Raw genomic sequence first — 13,129 nt, 5'->3', positions numbered from 1 at the left:
GCGGACTCAGCCGACCAGCGCGGCCGAATCGCGCGCGAGCTGCTCGATGCCGGCCCAGTCCCTGGCCTGCAGCAGCGCCCGCGTGGTCAGCCAGGAGCCGCCCACGCACAGCACGTTGGGCAGGTGCAGGAAATCGCGTGCGGTCTGCGCGCTGATGCCGCCGGTCGGGCAGAACCGCACATCGCCGAACGGGCCGTTCCAGGCCGACAGCATGGCCGCGCCGCCGGCCTGCACCGCCGGGAAGAACTTGAACGTATCCAGGCCGTGCTCCAGGCCGAGCATCAGCTCCGAGGAGGTCGCCACGCCCGGCAGGAACGGCAGGTCGGTATCGCGTGCGGCCGCGTACAACCGCGGCGTCGCGCCGGGCGACACCGCGAAGCGGCCGCCCACCTGCTTGACCTTCTCCATCTGCGCGGCGGTCAGCACGGTGCCGGCGCCGACCACGGCATCGGGCACGGCCTCGACCATCGCCTGGATCGCGTCCATCGCCATCGGCGTGCGCAGCGTCACTTCGATCACCGGCAGGCCGCCGTTGAACAGTGCACGCGCGACCTCGACGGCGTCCTCGACACTTTCCGGGGTGAACACCGGAATCACCGGGGCCAGTTTCAGGACTGCGCGTACGCGCGGATCAGCGCCGGACATCGAATCGCTCCTCGCCCGTGAGGGCCATGATGTCAGCCTCGCTGACAGGGTTGAAGTCGCCGGGGATCGAGTGCTTCAGGCAGCCTGCGGCCAGGCCGAAGCGCACGATCATGTCCGGCGCGAAGCCGCGCATCATGCCATGCAGGATGCCGGCGGCGAAGGCATCGCCCCCGCCGATGCGGTCCACGATGCCGATCATCTCGCGGGTCGGCGCCACGGCGCGGGTGCCATCGCGGCCGACCAGCATCGCCCCGAGTGCATGGTTGTCCACGCTGTGCGGGGTGCGCTGGGTGCAGGCCATCCACTGCAGACGCGGGAACGCGGCGAAGGCCTGTGCGGCGGCTGCATCGACACGCTCACGCACATCGGCCTGCTCGAAGCTGCCGCCGAGCACCACGCCGATGTCGCGGTAATCGGCGAACAGCAGATCGGCGCAGGCGAACAGCTCGCGCAGGATGCCGGGCGCATCGCCCTGCCAGCGCGCCCACAGCGACGGCCGGAAGTTGCCGTCGAATGACACCTTCACGCCCCGCGCGCAGGCGGCACGCGCCGCCGCCAGCGTGGCCTGGGCCATGGCCGGGTTGAGCGCCGGGCTGACCCCGGACAGGTGCAGCCAGTCGGCGCCGGCCAGCAGCGTGTCCCAGTCATAGTCGGCGGCGCTGCTGTTGGCGAAGGCCGAGTCGGCGCGGTCGTAGACCACTTCGCTCGCGCGCTGGACCGCACCGGTGGTCAGGAAATACAGCCCCATGCGGCCGTCGGCGCGGCGCACCGCGGTGGTGTCCACGCCATGCCGGCGCAGTTCGCCCAGTGCGTACTCGCCCAGCGGGTTGGCCGGCACCGTGCTGACTGCCGATACCGCATGCCCGAGGTGGGCCAGCGAGACACCGACGTTGGCTTCCGCGCCACCGGCGTGGACCATCAACTGCGGGTGCTGCAGCAGCAGCTCACGCCCGGGGGCACTCATGCGCAGCAACAACTCTCCGAAACAGACAACACGACTCATGGTCCTGGATCCTTGTGAGGGCCGCGGACGCCGCGAGGACGTCCAGCAGCAATGGCTAGCGGTGTCATTCTAGCGATGGACGTCGCCCCGTCCACCTGTCCCGAATGTCGGAACCACTGTCCTGCAAGCGTCTGCGGGACAATGAAAGTCTGCTGCGGTGCAAGATGCCGGATCAGTAACGGGCTGTTAACGTCCGCCCTGACCAGCGGTGTCATTGCACTGACATGTCGTTGGATAGCTGTTTCATGTAGCACCTTGGGAGAGGGAAAACATGCAAGTCCAGAACACGCAGAAAAAGACACCGGTTACCTTGCTCGCATTGTCGATCGGCCTGGCGCTGAGTGGTACCGCGCTGGCCCAGGATGCGGGCACCACCAACCCCACCGAGCTGGACACCGTCACGGTCACCGGCTACCGCGCCAGTGTCGAGAAGGCGCTGGACATCAAGCGTGGCGAAGCCGGCGTGGTCGACGCCATCGTCGCCGAGGATATCGGCAAATTCCCGGATCTGAACCTGGCCGAGTCGCTGCAGCGCATCCCCGGCGTGGTCATCACCCGCGAAGCCGGCGAAGGCCGCAACATCTCGGTGCGCGGCCTGGGCCCGGATTTCACCCGCGTGCGCATCAACGGCATGGAAGCGCTGACCACCGTCGGCGCCGGCGACCAGAGCGGCGGCACCAACCGTGGCCGTGGCTTCGACTTCAACGTGTTCGCCTCGGACCTGTTCTCGCAGCTGATGGTGCGCAAGACCGCCTCGGCGGACGTCGAGGAAGGCTCGCTGGGTGCCACGGTCGACCTGCGCACCGCGCGCCCGTTCGACTATGACGGCTTCACCTTTGCCGCCAGCGGCCAGGCCGGCTACAACGCGATGGCCGAGAAAGCCGACCCGCGCATGGCCGCACTGATCTCCAACACCTTTGCCGACGGCACCTTCGGTGCGTTGCTGTCGGTCGCCTATTCCGAGCGCCAGGCGCTGGAAGAAGGCTCCAACACCGGCCGCTGGGCCAACGGTCCGAGCAACGGCAACTTCAACGCCGCCTCGCCGTTCGCCGCCGCGCGCTCGGCCAACGTCTACCACCCGCGCTTCCCGCGCTATGTGCAGATGGAGCATGAGCAGAAGCGCCTGGGCGTGACCGGCACCCTGCAGTGGAAGCCCAGCGACGCCACCGAGATCTCGCTGGACGCGCTGTACTCGAAGATCGACGCCACCCGCGACGAGCACTACATCGAGGCGATTTCCTTCAGCCGTGGCACCAGCACCACGCCGCGTCTGGTCGGCAAGCCGGCGACGATCGTCAAGAACGGCGTGATCGAGAACAACGCGCTGGTCTACGGCGAGTTCGACAACGTCGATATCCGCACCGAAAACCGCCATGACGAGTGGAGCACCGAGTTCAAGCAGCTCAGCCTGAACGGCCAGCACCGCTTCGGTGATGACTTCACCCTGTCCGGCAAGGTCGGCATCTCGCGCTCCAAGCACGAGAACCCGGTCCAGACCACGATCATCATGGACAAGTACGACGTCGACAATTACAGCTACGACTACCGGGGCAACAGCCGGTTCCCGACGCTGAACTACGGCATCGACCCGACCAACCCCGCGGGCTGGGAACTGGCGGAAATCCGCCTGCGTCCGCAGTACGTGGACAATGACTTCGATACCGGCCAGATCGACTTCAACTGGAACATCAGCCCCGGATTCCGCCTGAAGGGCGGCGTGCTCGCCAAGGACTACACCTTCAAGACCACCGAACTGCGCCGCGCCAGCGAACTGGCCGTGCCCAACTTCGCCGACGGCACCAAGAGCGTGCCGGTGGACATGACCGCGCAGGCCGGCCTGAAGGGCATCAACGGCAGCCCGTCCAACTGGGTGGTGCCGGATCTGAACGCAATCGCTGATCAGTTCGACATCTACAGCAACAGCGGCATCTTCGCCGTTGCCCCGCGCGCCAACAACGTGCGCAGCGTCGAAGAAAAGGACCGCGGCGCATACCTGATGGGCGAGTTCTCCACCGAGATCGGCGCGCTGCCGCTGTCGGGCAATGTGGGCGTGCGTTACGTGCGCACCAAGCAGAGCTCCACCGGCCTGTCCACCCTGGCCACCGGTACGGTCTCCACCACGGAGAACCGCACCTACAACGACACCCTGCCCTCGTTCAACCTGGTGGCCGAAGTCAGCCCTGACTTCCTGATCCGCCTCGGCGCCGCCAAGGTGATGAGCCGCCCGGGCCTGGGCAGCCTGACGCCTGGCGCCACGGTGGCGGTGGCCGGTGGTGCACGCACCATCTCCAGCGGCAACCCGGACCTGGAACCGATCCGTGCGACCAACGTCGACCTCGGCTTCGAGTGGTACTTCGCCGAAGGCGCGATGGCCGGTATCGGCCTGTTCTACAAGGACATCGAGAGCTTCGTGCAGACCACCCGCGAAGTGCGCCCTTACTCCGACAGTGGCCTGCCCGCCTCGCTGCTGATCGGTACCGGTGCCTCGCCGGCCGATGACTTCACCTACAGCCGTCCGGTCAACACCCCCGGTGGCGAACTGCACGGCGTGGAAGCCAACTACACCCAGCCCTTCACCTTCCTGCCCGGCAAGTGGTCCAACCTGGGCGTGCAGTTGAACTACACCTGGGTGGAATCGCAGATCCAGTACATCAACGCCGCCGGCCAGCCGGTGATGAAGACCGACCTGACCGGTCTGTCCAAGTCGTCCTGGAACGCCACCCTGTTCTACGAAGGGAAGGTCTTCTCCGGCCGCGTTTCGGCGACCAACCGCGATGACTACCTGACCCAGGCTCCGGGTACGGAAGCGGGCTTCAACCTCGATGGTTACCACGGCATGACCGGCACCACGGTCCTGGATGCCTCGATCCGCTACACGATCAGTGACCAGCTCGAGCTGAGCCTGGAAGGCATCAACCTGACCAACGAAGCCTCCGACGAGTGGGTCTACTCGCCGGCGACCGGTCAGCTGCCGCTGCAGTACACCGAAACCGGCCGCCAGTTCCTGCTCGGCGTGCGCTACAAGTTCTGATTCAACGGCACTACCCACCGGCGGCGTGAGCGATCACGCCGCCGGCTGCTGCGTCGCAAGATGTTGGGGAGCCGCCGCTTTGCTAGCGTGCGTTGCGTGCAGGTCACTGCCGTACCGATGAGTTGTCGAAAGGAACCTGCCATGCTGTTTCACGCTGTCCGTTTGCCCCGTAGCACCCGCCTTTCGACCAGCCTGCTGATGCTGCTGCTGGCAGGCAGCGCCGGAGCCTGGGCACAAGAGGCGCCGCAGCTGCTGTTCCATGTTTCGGCCGATACCGGCTTCAGCGCCGACACCGCCCACGGCGATGCCGTCCCGAACTTCCAGGACAAGGTGAAACGCGTCGCCGATGGCGCACGCGGATCGGCGATCCAGTGGGAAGACGACGGCGTGCTGTCCTGGAACGCACCGGGCAACATCCAGGCCCAGCGCGGCACGCTCGGCTTCTTCTGGCGCGCGCGCTACGCGGTGGGTGAAGCACCCTTCGTGATCTTCCGGGTCGGCTACGCCGACCACAGCAGCTGGGACATGGCCTGGCTGCGCATCGACTGGAACGGCCACGGTTTCGATGCCTTCGTCACCGATGCCAACCTGGCGCGCACGCGCGTGTCGTTCAAACTCGATAAGAACCCCTCGCCGCAGCAGTGGCAGCACATCGCCTTCGGCTGGGACGAAGACCACGGCGTGCGCCTCTACGTGGACGGCAGGGAGGTCGCCCGCCAGGAGACCACGGCCGACTACGACGCCGCGCTCGACCAGCTCGGCCTGGCCGCGCGCGTGATGGCGCCCTACCAGGTGCAGAGCCGCTACAACTTCCTGCGTGGCAGCGATTTCGACGAGATCCGCGTCTACGACCGCCTGCTCGATCCGGCCGGCATGGCCGCACTGGCCCGCAATGGCGCCCCCACTACCGCCGTCGCCGGGCCGGACCCGATGCGCGCCTGGCGCCATCGCCACGGCTGGGACGCCGCCCCGCCGCCGGCGTTGACCGCACCGACCACCACGATCCGCAAGGTCGAGTTCGCCGATACCAAGGACCACAAGCAGTGGATGTGGAAGGCCACCGACGGCATCGCCGAAACGACCTGGCCGGGCGTCTACAACCGCTCGCGCCTGCCGGGGCGCAATGATTACTTCCAGCTGCCGGACTGGAATACCTATGTCGACGGTGGCCAGCAGCTCGACCTGACCCTGCCGGCCGGTGAGACCGTCAACCGCATCGAAGTGCGCGGCGCCGCCTTCGGCGGGCTCAGCCACAGCGTGGATGGCCAGCCGGCGCAGACGCTTTTCGAGCGTCCGCAGGGCCTCGTCCGCAGCGTCAACCCGATTCCCGCGCAGGAAGGCGGCGTGCTGCACTTCCGCAACACCGCGCAGGAAACCCCGATCCAGGAAATCTGGGCCTACCAGGTCAGCGATGCCGCCGAGCCGGAGGGCACGGTCAAGCAGCGCTACCTGATCGACAGCCAGGCCCTGCCGGACTACACCAACATCGCTGCACTGCGCGCGTACATCGACGGTCGCTACCCGGCGCCCGAACGCAGCACGGTGATGGCGCTGCCCAAGGGCGCCGGCTCACGCAAGCGCACGGCCGATACGCTGCCCGCGCAGCCGCTGCCGATCGTGCACGTGATGATTCCCTCCGGCGTGAGCGACGCACCGGCCGCGCAGCCGCTGATCCGCAGCTGGGCGCACAGCTGGGAGAACATGCATGACGGCCTGGATGGCGTGGCGATCGATCTGCCCGCGCTCGATCTGCCCGCCACGCAGGACGGCCTGATCCCGCTCAACATCCGCATCAAGGATCCGATCTGGCCGGCGCGCGACATGATCGACGTGTCGGTCTCGGTCAAGCCGGGCCAGAAGCGCACCCTGTGGCTGGACCTGCGCGACCGCATCCTCACCGCCGACAGCCTGTGGATCTCCATCGCCTCGGCCGCCCCCGGCTTCAACGCCACTTCGCTGGACGGTGCCGAGATCCGCATGGTCTACAAGGATCGCGAGGAGGCGAAGAAAGAACATCTGGCCGATCGCTTCAACCAGGTCCGCGACAACTGGGGCTTCCTGGTCGAAGAGCACACCACGTCCAAGCGACAGCGCCTCTACGCGCGCGTGTATGCCGATCTCAGCGACCTGCTGCGGGTCGATCCGGACCACGAACTCGGCCGGCTGTACTGGAACTACATCAGCTACAACAGCCAGGGCAAACCGTCGTTCACCCCGCCGCAGGCCCCCAAGGGCGTGCCGCAGTGGGCGTTCGCGCAGACCGAAGACCTCAAGTACGTGCGCCGCTTCATCGACTGGTGGATCGACAACCGCCAGATCGCCTATGGCGACTTCGGTGGCGGCATCTCCGACGACTCCGACCTGACCCAGCAGTGGCCGGGCCTGGCCCTGATGGGCGTGCAGCCGGACAAGCTCAATGCCTCGCTGACCGCGCTGTCCGATGCGGTCTACCGCAATGGCATGTTCAGCAACGGCCTGAGCACCATCGAAACCGATGAGCTGCATGCCTACGAGGAGGGCATCAACACCAACAGCGCGATGCTCTACCTCAACTGGGGCGATCCGCTCACCGTCGAGCGCCTGATGGAAACGGTGAAGGCCTTCGACGAACGCATCATCCTGCCCAACCCGCAGGGGCATCTGCTGTTCTCCAGCAACTGGTTCGGCGGCAACAAGGTCTACCGCGAACCGAACTGGCAGTGGCAGAAGCCGTACTCGTTCCCGGTGCTGCACCCGGCGTTCCTGATCGGCCAGTACAACGCCGATCCGACCGGCCGCAAGCTGGTGACCGGGCTGGCCGATGGCTACCTCGCCCACGCCTACACCGACGACAAGGGCCGCTGGGCGCTGCCCAACGAGATCCACTGGGCGACCGGCAAGACCCGCGGCGGTGAGCTCAACAACGGCTCGGGCAGCGGCGACATCATGCATACCTTCTGGGCGGCATGGCGCTGGACCGGCGATGACAAGTACCTCAAGGCATTGGATTACCGCGTCGAGCGCGGTGGCCCGGGGGCGCTGTCCAACCTGGGCGAGAACTATGTCGAGGCGCTCGGCCGCGGTGCCGAGTGGAACCCGCGTTTCATCCGTGATGCCGACGCTGGCAGCACCGGTTTCGCCAGCCTGATGGCATGGCAGGCGACCGGGGACAAGAAATACCTCGAAGCGCTGCACGCCGACGGCATTCAGGCCAAGGCGCAGCGCGAGTACATGAACACCGAAGGCCACTGGTGGTCCGACCGTGTCGAAGCGCCCAGCGAATTCCTGCAGCGTGCGCGGCTGGGCGGCATCGCGCTGAAGCGCAACCAGAGCTGGCCGGGCCACACCGTGAGCTGGCGCTTCGCCCAGCCGGACGCAGCCGAGCAGGTCGCGCTACTGGTGCATGCGCCCTCGCCGGACCGCTTCAAGGTGATCGCCTACAACCTGGGCAAGCACGCGGTGGACGCGGAGATGAGCACCTGGAATGTCACCGCTGGCCAATGGCGGATGACCAGCGGCGTGGACCGCGACGGCGATGACGCCATCGACGGCAAGGCCACCACGCGTGATCTCACCCTGGAGCGCAGTGCCTCGACCACGCTGCGCTTCGTGCCGGGCCAGAGCCAGGTGTTCGAGTTCGCGCTGGTGCAGGCCGGGACACTGGTCGAACAGCGAGCCGACCTCGGCATCGGGCGCGGCGATGTGCGCGTGGAGGGCGGCCAGGTGCAGGTGACCGTGCACAGCCTGGGCCATGTCGCCACCGGTGTGGGCGTGGCGGTGCTGGAAGATGCCAAGGGCCGTGAGCTGGCCCGGGTCGAGATTCCGGGCCTGGCCGCGCCGAGCGATCTGGTGCCGAAGACCGCCACCGTGCGCCTGCCGTTGCCGGCCGGTAACCGCAGTGGCCTGCGCGTGCGTGTCATGCAGGCCGACGGCGCCGCCGAGGTGACCCAGCGCAACAACGTGGTGACGCTGGACCGGTAGCGCCATGCCAGGCATGGCTGCCTTGGCTCACAGCGTGACCTGCCCCTCGATGCAGGTCACGCAGTCCCCGCCGATCCACAGCGCATCGCCTACGCGCTCCACCCGTAGGCGGCCGGCACGGCCGATCGCCGTGCCCTGGCTGATCACATAGCGGTCCGGCGCTTCGCCGGTGGCCAGCAGCCAGCGTGCGATCCCCGCATTGAGGCTGCCCGTGGCTGGATCCTCCGGCGCGGCGTCGCCCGCGATGAAGGCGCGGCTCTCGTACTGGGCCTCGTTGCCATCGCGGGGCTGCCACGGCCCGAACACACCGACCTTCAGGCCTTCCAGCTGCGCATAGTCCGGCTGGACGGCTAGTACCGCCGCACGATCGCGCAGCCGCAGCGCGAGCCAGCCGGTGCCGTTGTCCGCCCAGCGCGCATCCACGACGTCCTCCGCCGCCACGCCCAGGCCGCGCCGGACGCGCTCGCGCAGGTCCGGCGTCAACGCCCCGCCCCGCAGCAGCGGCGGCGCCAGGAACGCCAGACCCGCGTCGCTGCGCCGGATGCGTACCAGGCCGATACCGCACTCCTGCACGATGTCCTCGCCCTTCGGCACGCCGCCCTGCGCCAGCCAGGCATGGCAGCTGCCCAGGGTCGGATGCCCGGCGAACGGCAGCTCTTCCAGCGTAGTGAAGATGCGCACGCGATAGTCCGCCCGTGGATCGGTCGGCGGCAGCAGGAAGGTGGTTTCGCTCAGGTTGGTCCAGCGGGCGAACGCGGCCATCCGCGTGTCGTCGATGCCTTCGGCCTCCAGCACCACGGCCAGCGGATTGCCGCGCAGTGGATCCCGGCTGAAGACATTGACCTGTTGGAACGGCAGCGTGGGCATGGCGGAACATCGGGAAACGGGTGGAACGCGCATGATGCGCGCCACGCCGCCGTCCGGTCGAGCGCGGCGTCAGGCCGCGTCGGTTTCCATCACCTGCACGCGGCGCTGGTACCAGCCATCGGCCTCCGGCTCGAAGATCGCGCTGCGGGTCATCTCGCCCTGGTAGACGTGCACCGAGATCGCCAGGTCGTCATCGCTGGTATTGCGGAGGGTGTGGTACTCGTGCGGCGGGATCAGGCTGCCGGCACTGCCGCAGTCGCCCAGCACGGGCGGCTCCGGGCGGAAACGGAAGCGCTCGCCGTCGCGCTCCAGCAGCTGGTACTGGGTGATCTCCAGCTGGCCCAGCCAGACCCCCTCCACGCACCACAACCCGCTGTGGTCGTGCAGCGGCGTGCCCTGGCCCGGCCCCCAGCTCATCGCGACGATGCTGTAGCCGTGCACCGGGCTGCGGTACAGCTCGCGGCGGGCGTAGTGATCCTCGATCGGGTGGTGCACGCAGGCCGGCAGCTGGATGCGGCTGTCGGCGATTGCTTCGCGCAATGCCGCCCGCAGCGTGGCGGCGATCTGGTGCGCGTGCTCGTGCTGGACGGCATGGTCAACCGCAGCGATCAATCGATCACGACCATGGAACGGCGGAAACGGGTTGCTTTTGTCTTGCATGCCCCGAGTCTAGGCGATCCCGGTGAACAGCGTGTTTGACCTGAATCACATCCAATCGACCCACGATCCCCGACGTAACGATCCATTCGAAAGAAATCGTCGCATTTGCCTATCGATCAGGGGATGAGCAACGGTCGCAGCGACGGGACCGGTCGGGGCAGTTCCGCGGTAATCAGCGGGGCGAACAGCGCGCTGCCCAGCAGCCAGGACGAACGGCGCATCAGAACGTGCCTCGTTGAATGAAGGGGGCCTGCTGATAGAGACGGCGCTCGCCACCGCGCGGGTCCTCGGCCTGCTGCGAGGTGGCGTCGAACAGCATCGTTTCGCGGCGGGCGAGCGAATAGGTCTGCCAGCGTGGCAGTGCGCCATGATTCGGATCGCCATGGCGGGCAAAGGCGATCAACGCCTCGCTCATCGTGGCCGCCACGCGGGTGGCCTCTTCACCGTCACCGGTGCGCGAACCGGGGCGGTCGGTGTTGTCGAACACCAGCGGGATATCCAGCGTGTGGAAGGCACCGAATCTGCCGCCGTCCAGCGGCGAGCCCCAATCGAGTTGATAGGACCAGGTCGGTGCGCCCTGGCGCGCACGCGCCTCCAGCTCCTCCACCGCCCCCCGCCAGGAGCGGCCCGCGGTGGTGGCCGCGAAGAACACCTCCGACGGCGTGTAGTGCGGATACAGGCGGCGGTACTCGGCGATCACCACCGACGGCAGCAGGTCCACGTACTGTTCCTTCTCCAGTTTGGCCGGCAGCGTCTCCCAGGTGAGGGCGAAGTTGGCCGGGTCGTTGCCGAGGAAGGCGCGGGTTTCATCGTGGGTGTTGCCGATCACCATCGGAATCCCGGCGGACTGCGCGGGTGCCTCCGGCCAGAACGGATGCACCGGCAGCGATCGCCCGTCGAGCACCGGCCCGACGTAGAGGCTGCTGTTCTCCACGCGCGACGGGTCGCGCGCACGGGTGGCGGCCAGCAGTGCGTCCATCGGCATCGTGCGCAGCGCCTCCGCATCGGCCGCGCCGACCGCCTGCATCGCGATCTGCGCGCGCTGGGTGGCCGCACGCGGGCCGGCGGCGGTGACCTGCTGCCCGCTCATGGTCCACGCGCGCTGGAACAGGCCGCGCGCGGCGGGCATCGCCATCAGCGTGGCGATCTTCGCGCCGCCGCCGGATTGGCCGACCACGGTGACGTTGCCCGCATCGCCGCCGAACTCGTGTGCATGCTGGCGCACCCACTGCAGCGCCTGCACCAGATCGAGCTGGCCGACGTTGCCGGAATCGGCGAACCGCGCATCGCCCAGCTGCGCCAGGTACAGATAGCCGAACACGTTGAGGCGATGGTTGACCGTGACCACGACCACGTCGCCGCGCCGGCACAACGCGCTGCCGTCGTACAGCGGGTCGCTGCCCGAGCCATTGTTGTAGGCACCGCCATGGATGTAGAACACGATCGGTCGCTTGCCGCCATCGCGCAGCGCCGGGGTCCACACATTGAGGTAGAGGCAGTCTTCGCTGCCCGGCCCTTCGCTGCCGCCCTGCGGCGCGGCATGGCCGTACGCCAGCGCATCACGCACGCCCGGCCACGCCGATTCCTGCACGGCCGGCTGGAAGCGCCGGGGGGCGGTATCGGCGCCGTAGGGAATGCCGCGGAACACGTGGATGCCCTGCTCCAGCTGTCCGCGCACGCGACCACTGCGCACGCGCGCCAGCGGCGCGGCATCGTGGCGCGGGCCGGGCACGCCGGCGAAGGCGGGCAGCAGTGGCAGGCTGGTCGCACCCAGCATCACGGCATAGCGCGCGCTGTCACGCAGGAAACGACGCCGTTGCAGATCGGCGGGGAAATCAGTCATGGCGCGCAGGCTCCGTATGGCGCGAAGGAATCCAGCGCAGGGCCAGTCCGGGCCACTGCGCGACGGTCAGACCGGCCGGGATGCGCACGCCGAAGCCATGGCCGCCGGACGGGAACAGATGCATTTCGGTGGAGACGCCGGCATGCAGCAGCGCCTGGTAATAGACCAGGCTGTTGTGCACCGGGACCACGTTGTCGTCCTGCGCATGCACCAGGAAGGTCGGTGGCGTATCGGTGCGGACCTGACCCTGCATCGAAAACTGCTGCTGCAGCGCCACATCCGCATGCGGCCCGAGCAGGCGGGTACGCGAGCCGGTATGCGCATGCGTGCCCATGTCGATCACCGGGTAGATCAGCAGGGCGACATCCGGGCGTGCGCTGAGTGCATCGATGGCATCGCGGTGGGGATAGACCGGGGCATCGAAGCCGTTGCTCAGCCGCGCGGCGACGTGTCCGCCGGCCGAGAAGCCCATGACCCCGATACGTGCCGGATCGATCTGCCAGCGGGCGGCATCCGCGCGGATCACCCGCATCGCGCGTTGCGCGTCGGCCAGCGCCGCTTGCCGATCGCTGCGGCCGGCAGGCAGCCGGTAACGCAGTACGAACAGGGTCACGCCACCCTGCTCCACGAAGGCCGGCACCAGGGCGGTGCCTTCCTTGTCCAGCACGATGCGCTGGTAGCCGCCACCGGGCACCACCAGCAGGGCGCTGCCATTCGGGCGTGCCGGCCGGTACACGACGAGGTAAGGCGCACTGACGTTGTCGATGTAGCGGTCCGGCAGTGCGGGATCGGCGCTGCGCTCGATCACGTGGGGGACCGTGGCCGGGCCGGATTCGCTTGGCACCTGGCCCTCCGGCCACAGTGCAATGCGGTCCGGTGCGCCGGCGGCGGGTTCGGTCTCCGGGACGGCGCGCTCGGCCGCAGGCGCTACGCCGCTGACCAGCAGCGGGAGGATCAACGAAGGCAACACAAGGCAACGGCGCATCCGGGGACGTCCTTCCGGTAGAGGAAACAGGCATCGTGCCTGACCGGCAGCGCTTCTGATGCGCTGCACATTGCCAATGACACCGGTTTACCATATACAGCTCATCCAACCGCTGTCGATTGGCAGTGCAACAAT

At 67.9% G+C, this 13,129-nt stretch carries 8 protein-coding genes; 2 read left to right on the top strand and 6 right to left on the bottom strand.

Annotated elements, in window-relative coordinates; all coding sequences use genetic code 11:
- Window positions 1–6: 6 nt before the first annotated feature.
- Together eda and ABE473_RS03140 are read right to left on the bottom strand one after the other, a co-directional pair.
- Entirely contained in the window at window positions 7–645 is a 639-nt protein-coding gene (gene eda / locus ABE473_RS03145) for a bifunctional 4-hydroxy-2-oxoglutarate aldolase/2-dehydro-3-deoxy-phosphogluconate aldolase (RefSeq protein ID WP_176990772.1), read from the bottom strand.
- Window positions 632–1,648, bottom strand: a complete 1,017-nt coding sequence (locus ABE473_RS03140; protein WP_346488463.1) for a sugar kinase — start codon at window positions 1,646–1,648, stop codon at window positions 632–634. The genes eda and ABE473_RS03140 overlap by 14 nt, the downstream gene beginning before the upstream one ends.
- Window positions 1,649–1,919: 271 nt before the next feature.
- On the opposite strand from ABE473_RS03140, the gene ABE473_RS03135 reads away from it, so the two are divergent.
- Window positions 1,920–4,679 carry a TonB-dependent receptor gene (locus ABE473_RS03135; RefSeq protein WP_346488462.1) on the top strand — a complete coding sequence of 920 codons (2,760 nt, stop codon included), beginning with the start codon at window positions 1,920–1,922 and terminating at the stop codon, window positions 4,677–4,679.
- 198 nt (window positions 4,680–4,877) lie between these two features.
- Complete coding sequence (locus tag ABE473_RS03130) at window positions 4,878–8,639, top strand: LamG-like jellyroll fold domain-containing protein (protein ID WP_346488523.1); 3,762 nt, start codon at window positions 4,878–4,880, stop codon at window positions 8,637–8,639.
- Window positions 8,640–8,666: 27 nt separating this feature from the next.
- Here ABE473_RS03130 and ABE473_RS03125 read toward each other — a convergent pair whose 3' ends face one another.
- From ABE473_RS03125 to ABE473_RS03110, 4 genes are all read right to left on the bottom strand, one after another.
- Complete coding sequence (locus ABE473_RS03125) at window positions 8,667–9,506, bottom strand: PhzF family phenazine biosynthesis protein (RefSeq protein WP_346488461.1); 840 nt, start codon at window positions 9,504–9,506, stop codon at window positions 8,667–8,669.
- A 69-nt stretch (window positions 9,507–9,575) separates the two neighbouring features.
- On the bottom strand, window positions 9,576–10,166 hold the full coding sequence (locus ABE473_RS03120; RefSeq protein ID WP_346488460.1) for a cysteine dioxygenase family protein: 591 nt from the start codon (window positions 10,164–10,166) through the stop codon (window positions 9,576–9,578).
- Between the two features lie 220 nt (window positions 10,167–10,386).
- Window positions 10,387–12,009 carry a carboxylesterase/lipase family protein gene (locus ABE473_RS03115; RefSeq protein WP_346488459.1) on the bottom strand — a complete coding sequence of 541 codons (1,623 nt, stop codon included), beginning with the start codon at window positions 12,007–12,009 and terminating at the stop codon, window positions 10,387–10,389.
- Complete coding sequence (locus ABE473_RS03110; RefSeq protein ID WP_346488458.1) at window positions 12,002–12,994, bottom strand: alpha/beta hydrolase; 993 nt, start codon at window positions 12,992–12,994, stop codon at window positions 12,002–12,004. The genes ABE473_RS03115 and ABE473_RS03110 overlap by 8 nt, the downstream gene beginning before the upstream one ends.
- Window positions 12,995–13,129 lie beyond the last annotated feature (135 nt).

It is taken from the genome of Stenotrophomonas sp. TWI700, assembly GCF_039673645.1.
Classification (GTDB): Bacteria; Pseudomonadota; Gammaproteobacteria; order Xanthomonadales; family Xanthomonadaceae; genus Stenotrophomonas; species Stenotrophomonas maltophilia_AA.
This window is presented reverse-complemented; position numbering and strand designations above follow the sequence as displayed.

Coding starts and splice junctions, on each gene's coding strand:
- eda (WP_176990772.1), bottom strand. CDS start 645: ATGTCCGGCGCTGATCCGCGCGTACGCGCAGTCCTGAAACTGGCCCCG.
- ABE473_RS03140 (WP_346488463.1), bottom strand. CDS start 1,648: ATGAGTCGTGTTGTCTGTTTCGGAGAGTTGTTGCTGCGCATGAGTGCC.
- ABE473_RS03135 (WP_346488462.1), top strand. CDS start 1,920: ATGCAAGTCCAGAACACGCAGAAAAAGACACCGGTTACCTTGCTCGCA.
- ABE473_RS03130 (WP_346488523.1), top strand. CDS start 4,878: ATGCTGCTGCTGGCAGGCAGCGCCGGAGCCTGGGCACAAGAGGCGCCG.
- ABE473_RS03125 (WP_346488461.1), bottom strand. CDS start 9,506: ATGCCCACGCTGCCGTTCCAACAGGTCAATGTCTTCAGCCGGGATCCA.
- ABE473_RS03120 (WP_346488460.1), bottom strand. CDS start 10,166: ATGCAAGACAAAAGCAACCCGTTTCCGCCGTTCCATGGTCGTGATCGA.
- ABE473_RS03115 (WP_346488459.1), bottom strand. CDS start 12,009: ATGACTGATTTCCCCGCCGATCTGCAACGGCGTCGTTTCCTGCGTGAC.
- ABE473_RS03110 (WP_346488458.1), bottom strand. CDS start 12,994: ATGCGCCGTTGCCTTGTGTTGCCTTCGTTGATCCTCCCGCTGCTGGTC.